The sequence below is a fragment of the Pandoraea sp. E26 genome, assembly GCF_000681415.1.
Lineage (GTDB): Bacteria > Pseudomonadota > Gammaproteobacteria > Burkholderiales > Burkholderiaceae > Pandoraea > Pandoraea pnomenusa.
In genome coordinates this window covers 19,500-34,526 of record NZ_AYXJ01000026.1, presented here as the reverse complement: position 1 = coordinate 34,526, position 15,027 = coordinate 19,500, and the positions used below count along the sequence as shown (strand labels likewise).

The window sequence follows — 15,027 nt, the reverse complement described above, 5'->3', positions numbered from 1 at the left end:
GCGGGAATCCGGCAGTCCGGTCCCGACCTCGTTTACAATGCGCGGTGTTTGCCGGGTGAGCCGGCATCACCGAATTTTGTGAATGAGGTTTCCATGATCATCAAGCCACGCGTGCGCGGCTTCATCTGCGTCACCACCCATCCCGTCGGCTGCGAGGCCAACGTCAAGCAACAGATCGAGTACGTGAAGGCCCAGGGCCCGATCGCCGGTGGCCCGAAGAAGGTGCTCGTGATCGGCGCATCGACCGGTTACGGCCTCGCCGCGCGCATTACAGCCGCCTTCGGTAGCGATGCCGCCACCCTCGGCGTGTTCTTCGAGCGCGCGGGCAGCGAAACGAAGCCGGGCACGCCGGGCTGGTACAACACCGCCGCCTTCGACAAGTTCGCCACCGAGAAGGGCCTGTACGCCAAGAGCATCAACGGCGATGCGTTCTCCAGGGAAATCAAGGCCAAGACCATCGAGACCATCAAGCAGGACCTCGGTCAGGTCGATCTCGTCGTCTACAGCCTGGCCGCACCGCGCCGGACCCACCCGGAAACCGGACAGGTGTTCAACTCGGTGCTCAAGCCGGTGGGCCAGTCGGTCACGCTGCGCGGCATCGACACTGACAAGGAAGTCGTGAAGGAATCGGTGTTCGAGCCTGCCACGCAGGAGGAAATCGAGAACACGGTGGCCGTGATGGGGGGCGAAGACTGGCAAATGTGGATCGACGCGCTCTCCGAAGCGGGCGTGCTCGCCCCTGGCGCCAAGACCACGGCCTTCACGTATCTCGGCGAGAAGATCACGCACGACATCTACTGGAACGGCTCGATCGGTGCCGCCAAGAAGGACCTGGACGAAAAGGTGCTGAACATTCGCGCCAAGCTTGCCGCGAATGGCGGCGATGCCCGCGTGGCCGTACTCAAGGCGCTCGTGACGCAAGCCAGCTCGGCGATCCCGATGATGCCGCTGTACCTCTCGCTGCTGTTCAAGGTGATGAAGGCCAACGGCACGCACGAAGGGTGCATCGAGCAGATCTACGGTCTGTACAAGGACAGCCTGTACGGCGCCACGCCGCATCTCGATGAAGAGGGGCGCGTGCGTACCGACCAGAAGGAATTGTCGCCGCAGGTGCAGGGCGAAGTCTCGGCGCTTTGGGGCAAGGTCACGGACGAGAACCTGTACGAACTGACCGATTTCGCCGGCTACAAGCACGAGTTCCTGCGCCTGTTCGGCTTCGAGGTCGATGGCGTGGACTACGATGCCGACGTGAACCCCGACGTGCCGATCCCGCATCTCGTGGCGTAACGCCTAGCGCCGTAACGCGCGTAACGCGCGTACCGCCGTAAAGGCGCAACGAACGCGGCAGTGCGGCGGTACCGCGCGATTCGCGGTTCGGTTTGCGCCGCATCGTGACAATGGCCCGGGTCCGGCGATTCGCCGGCTCGGGCCATTGCCGTTTGGGTCGCAGGGCCCGGCGTTATGTCCGCCGATGCACTTGTGTCGGGCGTCAGCCGCCGCGGGTCAACTCGACGATGCGCTCGGCCAGCGCGCCGCACGACAGCGGCGACGACCCCTCGGCCTTGTTGTTGACGATCACATAGACGGGATGCCCGGCGAGCGCGTAATGCGTGGCCAGCGAGGCGAGCACGTCGCGCGTGAGTGGGTCGGGATCGACGATCCTGTCGAACGGGGCGTACTTGGCCTTGGCCTGCTCGTAGCGGTGTGCGCTGTTCAGATTCCATCGCACGACCAGCGGTCCGGCGCCGGCTTCGTCGAGCATCGCCAACGCCGCGGCCTGCCGCTCGACATGCGGCATGCGCGCGTGCAGTCCGATGCAATAGCGCACGCCCATCTGCCCGAGCGCCCGCATGAGACGTGGAGTGAGCAATGCGCCGTCGCGAATCTCCAGCGCGTAGCACGGCCCCGGGAGCGGATTGCCGTGCGCCGCCGCGATCGGCCCGGACGGCAGCGGCGGCAACGCGGCGAAAAACGCCTCGATGCGCTGGATCAGACCCGGCACGTCGCGCAGCAGCTCGTTCGGAAGCGGCGACACTTGAAAGACCAGCACGCCGGCTTTGGGTCCCAGGCCGGCCAGACACGGTGCCACGAACTGCTCGGTCGCGATGCGCGCGTCGAGAAAGCAGGGGTTGGCGCGCAGCCCTTCGCCCTTCTCGCCGCGCACGAGTGCGTCGGTGACCACGCTCGGCGCCTTGACGAGAAAGCGGAAGTCGTCCGGCACCTGCTGCGCATACTTCTGGTATTCGACGATCGACATCGGCTTATAGAACGACCGGTCGATTCCCACGCAACGCAGCACGGGATGACGCGCATAGGCGCTCAACCCCTGCCGGGAGAGCTTGGTGTCACTGTAATCGTCGTCCCACACGATGCCCCGCCACCCGGGAAACGACCATGACGAAGTGCCCAGGCGGATATTGGCGGGCAACTGCGCGCCCAGCGAGCGCATGGCGGACGTGACCTCGGCCGCGCCGACGTCGCCGCGGCGCGCTGCGGGCGTACGTCGCGCGGTGCCGTCGGCGGCCTGCGTCGGGGCGGTGGAGCAAGCGGCGGAAGGGGTGGGAGGGGCGGAGCCATCGATCTGCCCGGCACGCCTGCCTGGCGCGGGATCGTCAGGCGGGGCGCCAAACAGATCGAACTGACTCATTGATTCGCGTACATGTACCGGCGCGACCAGGGCAGACGCGTGGCCGATTGCCCCGCCTTGCGGCACACGACCTGGTAGATCGACACGTGGTCGTGTTCGAATGCGTACGCGCAACCTGCCAGATAGACGCGCCACACGCGGAAGCGCTCCTCGCCGGCGAGCTCGCGCAGGCGCGGCGCATGGGCCTCGAAGCGCTCGGACCAGCGTGTGAGCGTGCGCGCGTAATGACGACGCAGGCTCTCGACGTCGCTCGCCTCGAGCCCGCCGCGCTGCATCGCTTCGAGCGCAAGGCTGATGTGAGGCAATTCGCCGTTCGGGAAAACGTACTTGTCGATGAATTCGCCGCCGCCCATGGCCGTCTCGCCACTGTCCGGGTCGGTCGAGGTGATGCCGTGGTTCATGGCCACGCCGTCGTCCTTGAGCAGCGATGCCATTTTCCCGAAGTAGTCCTTCAGGTTCTTGCGCCCAACGTGCTCGAACATGCCCACGCTCGTGATGCGGTCGAACTGACCTTCCACGTCGCGATAGTCCTGAATGCGGATCTCGATCTGATTCTCGAGACCGAGCTTCTTCACGCGCTCGGTGGCCAGATCGAACTGATTCTGCGAAAGCGTCACACCTAGGCACTTCGCACCGAACTTCTGCGCCGCGCGAATCACCAGCGCACCCCACCCACAGCCGATGTCGAGCAGTGTCTGCCCCGGCTGCAACTGGATCTTGGTGAGGATGTGATCGATCTTCTTTTCCTGCGCGGTGTCGAGGTCTTCGTCGCCATGCTCGAAGTAGGCACACGAATACACCATGTTCTTGTCCAGCCACAGCTGATAGAACTCGTTCGACACGTCGTAGTGAAACTCGATCGAGCGTTTGTCGGACTTCTTGCTGTGATTGAAATGACGAACGGCGCGCTCGAGCGGACCGATGGTCGTGAGGCTGCTGCCGGCCAGGGCGTAACTCATGTCGATGACGTCGGCCAGCTTGCCCTCCACGTCGATCTCGCCCTTCACATACGCTTCTCCGAGATTGTCGAGGCTGGGGCTCAGCAAACGCGTCATGGCCGCCGGGCCGTTGATGCGCAGCGTGACGCTCGGGTTGTCGAAGGCGCCGAAATCATAATGCTGGCCATTCCAGAGCGCGAGGCGGATCGGCAGATTCGAGGATGTCTTGACGCCGCTGACCCAGTTTTCGAGTTTTTTCTCCCACAACATGGATGTGCTCCAAGTGTCACCAAAAAAACCTTCATCCGTACCGCACGGCACGGTGACGTCTCCTCGTCAAACGGGCGGGCAGGCGTACCGCGTCGGCGTCGCCGACACAACGATTACGGAGACAGGCGCGCTACGCGCCACGTTCCATCGGCAAGCCGGAAATACTTGATTCGATCGTGCAGGCGCGATTCGCGGCCTTGCCAGAATTCGATGCTCTCCGGCACGAGCCGGTAGCCGCCCCAGTGCGGCGGGCGCGGCGGGGCGTCGCCGAACTGGCGCCGGAAATCCGCTTCGCGCTGCTCGATGATGCTGCGATCGGCCACTTCGGCGCTCTGCACCGAGGCCCAGGCGCCCAACCGCGAGCCCACGGGGCGCGAGTGGTAATAGGCGTCGCTTTCCGCTTCGCTCACCTTGTCGACGCGGCCCTCGATGCGCACCTGGCGCTCGAGTTCGATCCAGTGAAACAGCAGACAACCGTATGGCGTGGCCGCCAGTTCCTGACCCTTACGCGACTCGTAATTGGTGAAGAAGGTGAAACCTTGCTCATCGGCACCCTTGATGAGCACGATGCGGGCGTCAGGCTTGCCGTCGGGCGTCACGGTGGCGAGTGTCATGGCGTTCGGTTCGGCCAGCTGGGCCGCGAGCGCCTGCTCGAACCAGCGTCGAAACTGATCGAACGGGCTGGGCGCCACGTCGGTCTCCGAAAGGGAGCCGAGGGCATAGTTTTTGCGCAGGTCCGCGAGAGAAAGCGTCTGGGTCACGACGATCGTTGTCGGTCTGTAGCGGTTGGGGGTTGCGAGACAGTATAGCGAAGAGTCAGCCAATGTGCGCACGTGGTGATTTGCCGCATCGCGCCGCGGACGGTTCCCCGAAAGCCAGACAGGGCGGGGATCTCACGCCATGTGCTTGATATTTAAGGAATGAAATATTTTTTGCCGCGTTGCCGTCGGGGCCTTCGTCGGCGGGCGGCGCGGCGTCGCCAAATCCCTCAGGCCGACAGGGGCATTGCCATCGATTCGCCGCCGCTGCAACGGGCGGCGGCCGGGGCGCGGGAAATGCCCGGGTTGCCCGCCGACCCGCCTGACCGGAGCGGCCACCGCGGTCACCGCGAAACCGAGGGCCGCGTGGGCATCATGGAGCCTCTCGATTCGCGCCGAAGGCGGGGGCGGACGGCGCGGGCTTGCCGGACGTCCTGCCCGGCGCCCGGGCGGTGCCGTTGGCGTCGGGCACCGGCTTGACCCTGGCCGGATTGCGGCTCGGCGGGCGCTGCAGGTGCGCGAGCAGTTCGCCGCAAGGACTGTCCTTGCCGGGGCCGAGCTCAAGCAGCGGGATGAGCGCGGTGTACGGGGCGATCACTCCCAGGGCGATGGCGCCGCCGGCGCGTGCCACCAGCGTTGGCACGTTCACGCCCACGTCGGGGTGCTTGAAGGTACCGCGCACGTAGAGGGGCGAGCGCAAGGTCAGCAAGCCGAAGTGCTTGGGTTCCGGACGGATCGTCAGATTGAAGTGCTCGCGCTTGAGATCGACCTGGCCCGTCACGCCGATGCTCGTGTCGTCGGTGTCGATCACGAACGTTCGCGCGTCCATCACACCGTCCTTCACGGCGAAGTCGGCCGCGGCGCAACGCATCTCGATCTGCTTGTCGCCGAAGAGCTTGGTGAGCACGATGTTGCCGACGTTCAGTCCCAGGTATTCGAGCATCAGCTTGCTGACCGAGCCGCGGTCGATCAGCGTCTTGATCTCGCCGTTCGACGACCCGGCCAGCGCCGCGATCGAGTTGCCCGTCGCGGTGAGCGCCGCGTCGCCGTTGACTTCGCCCACGCTCGTTTTCATCAGGTCGACGTCGGGAAGCAACTGCTTCATCTTCAGATGGCGCAGCGACACCTGCGAATCGACCTTCATCGGTTCGGTCTGGCCATCGAGCACGAGGTTGGACGTGATGCGCCCACCCGCGACACCGAACTCCAGCGGCTTGAGCGAGAGCACGCCGTCGTCGAGCACCAGGTGGGTGACGAGGTTGTCGATCGGCAGGCTCTTGTCCTTGATGATCTTGCGGCCGGTGAACTGTACGTCGGCGTCGATGGTGCGCCAGCGATCGGTCTTGAACGGGTCGACCGGCAGCACCTTGTCGGACGGCGGCGCCTTCGTCTTTGCGCTCAGGTCGCTGCCGCCCGACGGGTTCTTGCCGCCCACGACCGGGCCGAGGTCGACCAGTCGCAATTGATTCGACACCACTGCGCCCTGCAGCAGGTTGCGCGGCTGACGCTGACGGAAGACCAGCGTGCCCGACAGGTCGCTCTGGCCGACCTTGCCCTGGAAGCGCTCGTAGCGCCATACGCCCGCCGTGTGAAACAGATGGCCGTTCGTCTCGTAGGCCGGCGTCTCCGGCAGCAGCACTCCGGTAATCGGATAGAGGTCGGCCATGGTCGGGCCGGCAAGGCGCAGATGCATGTCAAGCGCGGAGAGGGTAGCCGGGTTGGTAAACGTGCCCTTTGCCGCGATCTGCGTGCGGCCGATGCGCACGCTCGCGTCGAGCGGATAGGGTTCGCCGGTGTCTTCGAGCGAGAGCACGTCGCCGCCACGCGCCTTGCCCGTCACGGCGACCTTGCGGAACGTGCCCTTGAGCGTGACGCCGATGCCGTAAGGTGCCTGGCCGTCGATGGTGGCGATGTTGGCGCTCACGTCCAGTTGTTGCGGCACGATGTTGGCGCGCACCACACCGTCTTCCAGAATCAGCCGGCCAATGCGCAGCTTCCATGGCGAAGGCTCGCCGTTGCCCTTGGCGAATGTCCAGTTGTTGCGCCCGTCGGCCTGCTCCTCGATGAGTACTTTCGGCGCGGAGAGCGCGACTTCCGGCAGCACCACGTGCTTGTCGAGCAGTGGCAGCCATTCGAGCGAGAAAGTGAGCCGGCCGAGCGTGATCATGTACGGCGCCTGGCTCCACGCAACATTGCCTAACACGATATCATTCGCGATCAGGCGAGGCCGCGGCAGCCAGCGCCCCAGTCCCGGGGCCTGCGCGTTCGGCGCCAGCCAGTGCAGCGAGAGGTCGCCCCGGATTTCAAACGGGCGTCCGGTCGCGGTGCTCACTTCCCGGTTGATGAAGGGCCGGGCGTAGTTCCAGTCAAACCACGTGATGAACGCCGCGAATGCCAGCACGGTGGCGACTATCGTGATCGCCAGCCATTTCAAGGACGTTACCCATCGCATCATGAACAGTACCCCGTCGATCGTTGTTGCTCCGGTGCCCGCCACGCCATCGGAGGTGGATTTTGACGCGAATCGCCGCTTCGGCGGGATTGCGCGCTTGTACGGTGACGACGGTCTCGAGCGTTTGCGCGAAGCGCACGTGGCCGTCATCGGCATCGGCGGCGTCGGCTCGTGGGTGGCGGAGGCGTTGGCGCGAAGCGCCGTGGGCCGGCTCACCCTCATCGATCTCGACAACGTCGCCGAAAGCAATACCAATCGTCAGGTGCACGCACTCGATGGCAACTTCGGCAAACCGAAAGTCGCCGCGATGGCCGAGCGGGTCATGGCCATCAATCCTGCCTGCCAGCTTACGCTTGTCGAAGACTTCGTGGAGCTCGAGAATCTCGACGCCATGTTGGGCGTTGGATTCGACTGGGTGGTCGATGCCATTGACAGCGTTCGCGTGAAGACTGCGCTGATCGCATGGTGCGTGGCGCATGCGCAGCGCCTGATCACCATCGGCGGGGCTGGCGGTCAGATAGATCCGACACGCATCCGCATCGACGATCTCACTCGCACGATCCAGGATCCATTGCTGGCAAAAGTGCGTGCGCAATTGCGCAAGCAACATGGGTTTGTCCGTGGCCCGAAAGCCAAGTTCAATGTGCCCGCCGTGTACTCCGATGAACCGCTTCGCTATCCCGAGGCCGTGTGCGCGCCGGGCGAAACGCCCGACGACGCCGCGGGTCCGCAGGGACTGAATTGCGCGGGTTTCGGCTCGAGCATGTGTGTGACAGCGACATTCGGCATGGCCGCCGCCGCGCACGTTCTCAAGGGCGTTACCCGGGTGCGCGCCTGACGGCAAAATTTTCCCAAGCCGTGTGCGTCGTGTCTGTAACTAAAGGTTACGGATGAAGGGGGGACGAGCAGGGGGGCATCGCGACCGACGTTGTCGCGGCTGTCGCGGCTGTCGCAAGAGACAAAAGAAAAACGGCCGGATCGGTCCATCGACGTCCGGCCGTGGTTCATGAGGTGCGATGTCCGGTGACGTGCCGCTCGCGCCGCTTTCACCGTTTCGTTATGCATGACGAAGCCATCGGACCTCGCACGATGATCAGCGAAGTTCGCGGCGCAGGACCTTGCCCACCGGTGTCTTCGGCAGTTCGGTGCGGAATTCGATCACGTGCGGCACCTTGTAGTTCGTCAGGTGCTGCCGGCAAAAGTCGATCACGATCTTCTCGCTCAGGTCCTGCGACTTCTTGACGATCACCGCCTTGACGGCTTCGCCCGTGCGCTCGCTCGGCACGCCCACGACCGCCGACTCCAGCACGCCCGGACACATCGCGAGCACGGCTTCCACTTCGTTGGGATACACGTTGAAGCCCGACACGATGATCATGTCCTTCTTCCGGTCGGTGATGCGCACATAGCCCAGCTCGTCCATCGTACCGATGTCGCCGGTGCGCAGCCAGCCGTCGGGCGTGATCGTCTTCGCTGTCTCGTCGGGGCGGTGCCAATAGCCTTTCATCACCTGCGGCCCACGCACGCAGATTTCACCTTCCTGGCCGTAGCCGAGCGCTTCGTTGGCATCGTTGCGGATGCTCACTTCAGTCGACGAGATCGGCAGGCCGATCGAGCCGTTGAACTCGCTGCCCATCGGATTGATACAGACGGCGGGCGACGTCTCGGTCAGGCCGTACGCCTCGATCAGCGGATGCCCGGTGGTCTTTTGCCAGCGTTCGGCGACCGCGCGTTGTACGGCGGCGCCGCCGCCCAGCGCGCACTTGAGCGAGCTGAAGTCGAGCTGATCGAAGCCGGGGGTGTTGAGCAGGCCGTTGAAGAGCGTGTTCACGCCGGTCACGAACGTGAACTTCCACTTGCCGAGCTCCTTGACGAAGCCGGGCATGTCGCGCGGGTTGGTGATCAGCAGGTTGAGCGCGCCCAGTTGCAGAAACACCAGGCAGTTCGCTGTGAGGCAGAAGATGTGATACAGGGGCAGGGCGGTGACGATGATCTCCTCGCCTTCCTCCAGACCGGAGCCGATCCAGGCGCGCGCCTGCAGCATGTTGGCGATCATGTTGCGGTGCGTGAGCATGGCGCCCTTGGCCACGCCGGTCGTGCCGCCGGTGTATTGCAGGAAGGCGATGTCGTCGTGACCCAGTTGGGCCTCGTCGTGCTTCGCGCGAGCGCCTCGCGCCAGGGCGGTGCGGAACGGCACCGCGTGCGCGATGTTCCACTCCGGCACCATCTTCTTCACGTGGCGCACGACGTAGTTCACGATCCAGCGTTTCGGGGCGGGCACCAGGTCGCCGATGGCGGTGGTGATCACATGCTTGACCGGCGTATTCGGGAGCGCTTTTTGCAGCGTGGCGGCGAAGTTTTCGATGACGACGATGGCGCCGCAGCCCGCGTCCTTGAGTTGGTGCTCGAGCTCGCCCGCCGTGTAAAGCGGGTTCACGTTCACCACGACCATGCCGGCACGGAGAATGCCGAAGACCGCCACCGGGTACTGGAGCAGGTTAGGCGACATGATGGCCACGCGCGAGCCGCGTTCGAGCCCGGGCAGGCTTTGCAGGTAGGCGGCAAAGTCACGCGACTTGCGCTCGAGTTCGGCAAACGTCATCGTCACCCCAAGGTTGGTGAACGACGGACGATTCGCAAACTTGCGGCAGCTTTGCAGGAACAGATCGTTCAGCGAACGGTACTGGTTGACGTCGATCTCGGCCGGCACGCCGGGCGGGTAGCTCTTGAGCCAGACTTTTTCCATGAGCGCCTCCTTGAATTTGGTTTTTATCGCATCGTCGTCGCCGGGGGAAGAGCCTGGGCGCGCGGTGCGTCATTTGATCGCATTGCTTGCGGCGAAGCGAGAGCGGGGGCCGCGCCCGGGCGTCTCGTTCCCGTTGCGGTCTCGCGTGCGCGGTGGACGCACTCGTCGTTGCGTTGCAAAAAGCCGTAGCATACCGTGCCGTCTCCGGTGCGAGCACATGGAAAGCCCTGATTTGATGCGGGTTTGCGTGGAGTGTTTGCTCTAGCGGCAAAGTCTTGCCAGTGGAGGGGATTCCGCGCTAATCCCGCATGGAATGACCGAAGCGACGGTCAAATCGGGGGTACGCGGCAAAAGAGTTGCAAAAAACACTTGCGTGACGGGGCGGTTTCTTACATAATTCTGTTCTCACAGCGCGGCTGTAGCTCAGTTGGATAGAGTACTTGGCTACGAACCAAGGGGTCGTGGGTTCGAATCCTGCCAGCCGCGCCATCTTATTTCGAGGGTCTCCTCACGGGGAGGCCCTTAGTTTTTCGGGAATGCCGATCAGCAGCAGGATCGTCTGACAGGTGTCTCGCGCAGTACGTGCGGCTGTAGCTCAGTTGGATAGAGTACTTGGCTACGAACCAAGGGGTCGTGGGTTCGAATCCTGCCAGCCGCGCCAACTCAGTTGGCAGAAACGCTCCAGAGGCGAAAGCTTCTGGAGCGTTTTTCGTTTGGGTGGACGAAAGCTGTCGCCTAGACGCCCGCAGGCCCCTGACTCGGCACGGGAGAAGGCGCCGCCGAAGCCGGCACTTGCGAAGTGTCCGACGTGTCCGACATGTGTGTCGTTTCCGGCCCGACCTGCCACCCCAGTCCCAGCGCCTTTTGCAGCGTGACGAACGACTTCAGCAACTGCGCGTCGCCCGCGACACGATCCTGTTCGGCCGAGAAGCGCGTGCGCTCGGCGTCGAGCCAGTCGAGCGTGCTGGCGGTGCCGGCGCGATAGCGCTGCCGGGTCAGCGTGGCCGCGCGCGTCGCCGAGGCTTCCACGCTGCGCAGGCGGTAGACGTTTTCCCGCTGATGCCCGTATCGCGCGAGCGCCACGTCGGCATCGCGCAGCGCGCCCAATACCGTGCTTTCGTACTTCGCCTGCGCCTGATCGCGACCGGCTTTCGCGCCGTCCACGCCGGCTTGCGTGCGGCCGAAGTCGAGCACGTTCCATTGCAGACGCGGCATCGCCATCCAACTGAAGTTTTCCTTGCGCACCAAATGGCCCGGATCCAGCGCCGAGTATCCGAGTTCACCCATGAGAGAGAGTTTCGGGAACCAGTTCGCGGTCTGCACGCCGATCTGGGCGTTCTGCGACGCGAGGCGGCGCTCGGCGGCGCGAATATCCGGGCGGGCCTGCAATAGCGCGGACGGATCACCGATCGCGACCTTGGCTGGCACGCTGGGCAAGGTCTTGGGCGCTTTGAGTGCCGCGTCGAGTGCGCCGGGCGCGCGGCCCGTGAGCAGTGCCAACTGATCGAGCGATTCGATGACATCGGCCTCGAGCGGGAGCACGCGCGACTGCGTTTGTTCCACTTGCGTGACGAGCCGTTCGACGTCGAGCTCCGACGCTACCCCACCCGCGCGACGCTGGCGCGTGAGATCGAGCATTTCCCCTTCGAGCTGCGCCGAATCGCGCACGAGTGCCAGGCGAGCCTGCTGATCGCGCAGTGCAACGTATGTCTGCGCCACTTCGGCGGCGAGCTGCACGTGTGCGTCGGCAAGGTCTTCCGAGGCGGCATCGGCGTCGGCGCTGGCCGCTTCCACGGCGCGGCGCGTTGCGCCGAAGAGATCGATTTCCCAACTGGCGTCGAACCCGGCGAGATACAGATCGAGCGGACCGCGCCCGCCGCCCCCTCCACGGTTTCCACCGTCTTCGCCAGTTTGTCCGCCGAGCAGGCTCAGATCGGGCGAACGCGTGCGCACCATGGTGAGGTCGACGCCGGCCTTCGGCAGCAGATCGGCCTGATGGCTGCGCAAGCTCGCGCGCGATTGACGCACCTTTGCCTGCGCCGCGCGAATGTCGGGACTGCGCGCGATGGCATCGTCGATGAGTGCCGTGAGCTGGGCGTCGCCAAGCGCCGTCCACCAACGTGCGACGCCGGGCGCATGCGCCTCGACGCCTTCGCCGGCGTGTGCGAAGGTGCCGCCTGCACGCAGCGCCTCGCCCGCGACCTCGGGTGCGCCGTGGTAGTCGGGGCCGACGGTACAACCGGTGACGAGCAGGGCCGCCGCGATGGCCAGCGTTCTGATGGGAAGGGTCATGTCGTTCAATGCCCGCCGGCACTGAAGCCGGTCGGTTGCTTGAGCATCAGGGCAAGCGGCACGCAAAGCAGCAGTGCAATACCCAGTGCGTAGAAAGTTTCGGAAAATGTGATCACGCTGGCCTGCCGTGCGATCTCGGCGGCAAGCTGCGCAGTCGCCTGAAGTTGCGCGTGCACCATGTCCCCCGATTGTGCGAAGAAGCCCGCCGCGTTGGCCGCGAGGTGCTCCTGGCCCAAGGGGCTGTTGGCGGTGATGGTCTCGCGCAGCATGGCGTCGTGATAATCGGTGCGGCGGTCGATCAGCGTGCCGAGCAGGGCCAGCCCGACCGAGCCGCCGAGGTTGCGGGCCATGTTGTACAACCCGGCGGCGTCGCCTGCATCCTGAGCGTCGACCGCCGCCATCGAGGCCTGGTTGAGCGGCATCATCGCGAGCATCTGTCCCACGCCGCGCAGCAGTTGCGACACGGTGAAGTCGTGACCCACGCTCTGGGCGGTGAGGTCGACGTCGAGCATGCAACTGCCGAAGAAGCAGAGCAGCCCGAGAATCACGAGCAGGCGAATGTCGACACGGCTGATGAGCCGCGGCAGGAACGGCATCATCAGAAAGGCGGGCAAGCCCGAGAGCAGCATGATGTTGCCCGATTGCTGTGCGTTGTAGCCCGCGATCGTCGCGAGAAACTGCGGCAGCAGATACGACACGCCGTACAGGCCCGCCCCTACCGTGAAGACGATGTAGATGACGCTGGCGTAATTGCGGTTGCCGAGCAGCGAGAGCTTGACGATCGGCTTCTCGGCCGTGAACTGCGCCACCAGCATCATGCCGATGCCGAGCACCGAGAGCGCCGTGAGCCAGATGATCATGTGCGAGTCGAACCAGCGCTCGCGCTGACCTTCCTCGAGCACCACGGTAAGCGAGCTCAGGCCGATGGTCAGTCCCACGATCCCCAGCCAGTCCGCCTTGAAGAACGCCTGAAGGTCGGTCGGCTCGCGCTCGAGGCCCAGCATGAGCAGCGCGACGATCGCCGCGGAAATCGGCAGGTTCAGGAAGAAGCACCAGCGCCAGTTGGCGTTCTCCGTCAACCAGCCACCGACCACCGGCCCGAGCAGCGGGCCGAGCAGCACGATCAGGCCGAACATCGCCATGCCCACGGGCATCTGATGACGCGGCAGGCGCGTACGGATGATCATCTGGGCGGTCGGAATCATCGCGCCGCCGGCAAACCCTTGCCCGACGCGTCCGACGATCATCTCCGCCAGGCTGCCCGATGCGCCGCACATCATCGAGAAGAGCGTGAAGAACACGGCGTTGAGCATCAGGAAACGTCGCAGTCCGAGCACGCGCGTGAGCCACGCGGCGAGCGGAATCATCACGATTTCCGACATCAGGTAGCCCGTCGAGATCCAGGTGCCCTCGGTGCCTGACGCCCCGATCTGCCCCTGAATCTGTGGCAGCGCCGAGTTCGTGATGGAGATGTCGAGCGTGGCGAGCAGGGCACCGAGCGCCCCGGCGGCCACCGCCACCCAGTCCGCTGCCGACGCATTGCGCGGCAGGGCGCCGGGCGTCGCGGCACCTGGCAGGCTGACGTCAGCCACGCTGCACGCCCCCATTGTGCGACGCGGACCCGGTGCCACCGGTGTTCGACGGCAGGCTCACGGCAGGCCCCACCGACGCGTCGAGCGGCGCGCTCAGCGAGAGCGTCGTCCGCGCGGCGTTGCTGCCTTGTTCCGCCTGCCTGGCCGGAGCGCTCCGCGCCGGTCGGTGGGTGTCGACGTCGGCCGTCACCGACAATCCCGGCAACAACACCGCGCGCAGGGATTCGGGCACGTCGAGACGAATGCGCACCGGAACGCGCTGCACGATCTTGGTGAAGTTACCCGTGGCGTTTTGCGCGGGAAGCAGCGCGAACTGCGCGCCGGTGCCGGGCGAGAGCGAGTCGACCACGCCGTGGATCGGCTCGCCCGGCAGCGCGTCGACGTGCACCGTCACCGGTTGCCCGGCACGCATGTGACCGACCTGCGTCTCCTTGAAGTTTGCCGTCAGGTAGACGTTCTGAACCGGCACGACCGTCAGCAGACGCGTGCCGGGTTGCGCAAACTGGCCAACGCGAACGGCGCGATCGCCCACGCGGCCGGCCAGCGTGCTCTTGACGACAGTGTCGGCCAGATCGAGCTCCGCCTTGCGGGCGCCGGCCTGCGCCACCGCCAGTTGAGCCCGGGCCTGCGCGAGTGCGGCATCGAGCGTATCGGTCTGGCGCTGGGTCGACTGCAGACTGGCCTCGTTGCTCTTGAGTGCGGCGTCGGCGCGAGTGCTTGCATTGCGCAATTCGGCCAGGCGCTCGTCCGTCTCGGCACCCGTAGCCACGAGTGGGGCGTAGCGCCTGACCTGACCGGCCGAATACGCCGCGTTGGCGCGTGCGCTGTCGAGTTCCGCCCGCGCCTGAGCGATGGTGGCGGCGTGCTGCGCGAGTTCGGCCTGTGCGCGGGCAACGTCGGCTTCACGGGCAACGACCGTCGCACGCGCCTCATCGTAGGCCGCCTGGTACTGACGGCTATCGAGCCGCACCAGCGGTTGGCCGACGCTCACCGTTTCGTTGTCACGCACCAATACTTCGGTGACGTAGCCGCCCACCTTCGGCGCGACGGTCATGCTGTCGGCCTGCAGATAGGCATCGTCGGTGGATTCGATGAAGCGCCCGACGAACCACCAATGCGTGCCCCAGCCGAGGCACGCCACCATGCCCAGCGCGAGCGCGCCGAGCAAAAGGCGTTTGCGGCGTGGGTTGCGCGGGGTTTGCGTTGGCCCGGGTGTGCGCGCGCTCGCCTCGGCGCCGCCGTCTCTGGCGGCGGGCGAATCGACGCCGTGCACGGCGCCATGCGTTGATTCCGCCGGTTTGACCTGTGCTGCCGTCGTCATGCGCGTTCCTC

Annotated in this window: 10 protein-coding genes and 2 tRNA genes; 4 read left to right on the top strand and 8 right to left on the bottom strand. The window is 65.3% G+C overall.

Annotated elements, in window-relative coordinates; genetic code table 11:
- Positions 1-93: 93 nt before the first annotated feature.
- Positions 94-1,287: an enoyl-ACP reductase FabV gene (fabV, locus tag W930_RS0116035; protein WP_023594949.1), complete on the top strand. Its 1,194-nt coding sequence runs from the start codon at positions 94-96 to the stop codon at positions 1,285-1,287.
- 202 nt (positions 1,288-1,489) lie between these two features.
- Here the strand turns inward: fabV and W930_RS0116030 are convergent, their stop codons facing one another.
- The 4 genes from W930_RS0116030 to W930_RS0116015 all read right to left on the bottom strand — a co-directional run bounded on the left by W930_RS0116030 (position 1,490) and on the right by W930_RS0116015 (position 7,014).
- The gene (locus W930_RS0116030) at positions 1,490-2,647 is read right to left on the bottom strand and encodes a DUF72 domain-containing protein (RefSeq protein ID WP_023871931.1); all 1,158 of its coding nucleotides are present in this window, start codon (positions 2,645-2,647) and stop codon (positions 1,490-1,492) included.
- The gene (locus W930_RS0116025) at positions 2,644-3,855 is read right to left on the bottom strand and encodes a cyclopropane-fatty-acyl-phospholipid synthase family protein (RefSeq protein ID WP_023594951.1); all 1,212 of its coding nucleotides are present in this window, start codon (positions 3,853-3,855) and stop codon (positions 2,644-2,646) included. The genes W930_RS0116030 and W930_RS0116025 overlap by 4 nt, the downstream gene beginning before the upstream one ends.
- Before the next feature lie 113 nt (positions 3,856-3,968).
- Positions 3,969-4,616: a pyridoxamine 5'-phosphate oxidase gene (gene pdxH / locus W930_RS0116020; protein WP_023594952.1), complete on the bottom strand. Its 648-nt coding sequence runs from the start codon at positions 4,614-4,616 to the stop codon at positions 3,969-3,971.
- A gap of 370 nt (positions 4,617-4,986) precedes the next feature.
- Positions 4,987-7,014: an AsmA family protein gene (locus W930_RS0116015; protein WP_235195547.1), complete on the bottom strand. Its 2,028-nt coding sequence runs from the start codon at positions 7,012-7,014 to the stop codon at positions 4,987-4,989.
- 52 nt (positions 7,015-7,066) lie between these two features.
- On the opposite strand from W930_RS0116015, the gene tcdA reads away from it, so the two are divergent.
- Positions 7,067-7,903: a tRNA cyclic N6-threonylcarbamoyladenosine(37) synthase TcdA gene (gene tcdA / locus W930_RS0116010; protein WP_023871929.1), complete on the top strand. Its 837-nt coding sequence runs from the start codon at positions 7,067-7,069 to the stop codon at positions 7,901-7,903.
- Positions 7,904-8,158: 255 nt separating this feature from the next.
- Here the strand turns inward: tcdA and W930_RS0116005 are convergent, their stop codons facing one another.
- Positions 8,159-9,811: an AMP-binding protein gene (locus W930_RS0116005; RefSeq protein WP_023871928.1), complete on the bottom strand. Its 1,653-nt coding sequence runs from the start codon at positions 9,809-9,811 to the stop codon at positions 8,159-8,161.
- 412 nt (positions 9,812-10,223) lie between these two features.
- Between W930_RS0116005 and W930_RS0116000 the strand changes: the two genes are divergently transcribed.
- Both W930_RS0116000 and W930_RS0115995 read left to right on the top strand, forming a co-directional pair.
- Positions 10,224-10,300: transfer RNA gene (locus W930_RS0116000), tRNA-Arg, on the top strand.
- A gap of 95 nt (positions 10,301-10,395) precedes the next feature.
- Positions 10,396-10,472, top strand: a tRNA-Arg gene (locus W930_RS0115995).
- Between the two features lie 74 nt (positions 10,473-10,546).
- Here the strand turns inward: W930_RS0115995 and W930_RS27745 are convergent.
- From W930_RS27745 to W930_RS0115980, 3 genes are read right to left on the bottom strand one after another with little or no spacing between them, the layout of a single operon-like run.
- Entirely contained in the window at positions 10,547-12,103 is a 1,557-nt protein-coding gene (locus W930_RS27745) for an efflux transporter outer membrane subunit (RefSeq protein ID WP_024788546.1), read from the bottom strand.
- 5 nt (positions 12,104-12,108) lie between these two features.
- Positions 12,109-13,710, bottom strand: a complete 1,602-nt coding sequence (locus tag W930_RS0115985; protein WP_051399214.1) for an MDR family MFS transporter — start codon at positions 13,708-13,710, stop codon at positions 12,109-12,111.
- The gene (locus W930_RS0115980; RefSeq protein WP_023871925.1) at positions 13,688-15,016 is read right to left on the bottom strand and encodes an HlyD family secretion protein; all 1,329 of its coding nucleotides are present in this window, start codon (positions 15,014-15,016) and stop codon (positions 13,688-13,690) included. The genes W930_RS0115985 and W930_RS0115980 overlap by 23 nt, the downstream gene beginning before the upstream one ends.
- Positions 15,017-15,027 lie beyond the last annotated feature (11 nt).

Excerpts from the sequence above, each read along its gene's own strand:
- fabV (WP_023594949.1), top strand. The coding sequence starts at position 94 with ATGATCATCAAGCCACGCGTGCGCGGCTTCATCTGCGTCACCACCCAT.
- W930_RS0116030 (WP_023871931.1), bottom strand. The coding sequence starts at position 2,647 with ATGAGTCAGTTCGATCTGTTTGGCGCCCCGCCTGACGATCCCGCGCCA.
- W930_RS0116025 (WP_023594951.1), bottom strand. The coding sequence starts at position 3,855 with ATGTTGTGGGAGAAAAAACTCGAAAACTGGGTCAGCGGCGTCAAGACA.
- tcdA (WP_023871929.1), top strand. The coding sequence starts at position 7,067 with ATGAACAGTACCCCGTCGATCGTTGTTGCTCCGGTGCCCGCCACGCCA.
- W930_RS0116005 (WP_023871928.1), bottom strand. The coding sequence starts at position 9,811 with ATGGAAAAAGTCTGGCTCAAGAGCTACCCGCCCGGCGTGCCGGCCGAG.
- W930_RS27745 (WP_024788546.1), bottom strand. The coding sequence starts at position 12,103 with ATGACCCTTCCCATCAGAACGCTGGCCATCGCGGCGGCCCTGCTCGTC.
- W930_RS0115985 (WP_051399214.1), bottom strand. The coding sequence starts at position 13,710 with ATGGGGGCGTGCAGCGTGGCTGACGTCAGCCTGCCAGGTGCCGCGACG.
- W930_RS0115980 (WP_023871925.1), bottom strand. The coding sequence starts at position 15,016 with ATGACGACGGCAGCACAGGTCAAACCGGCGGAATCAACGCATGGCGCC.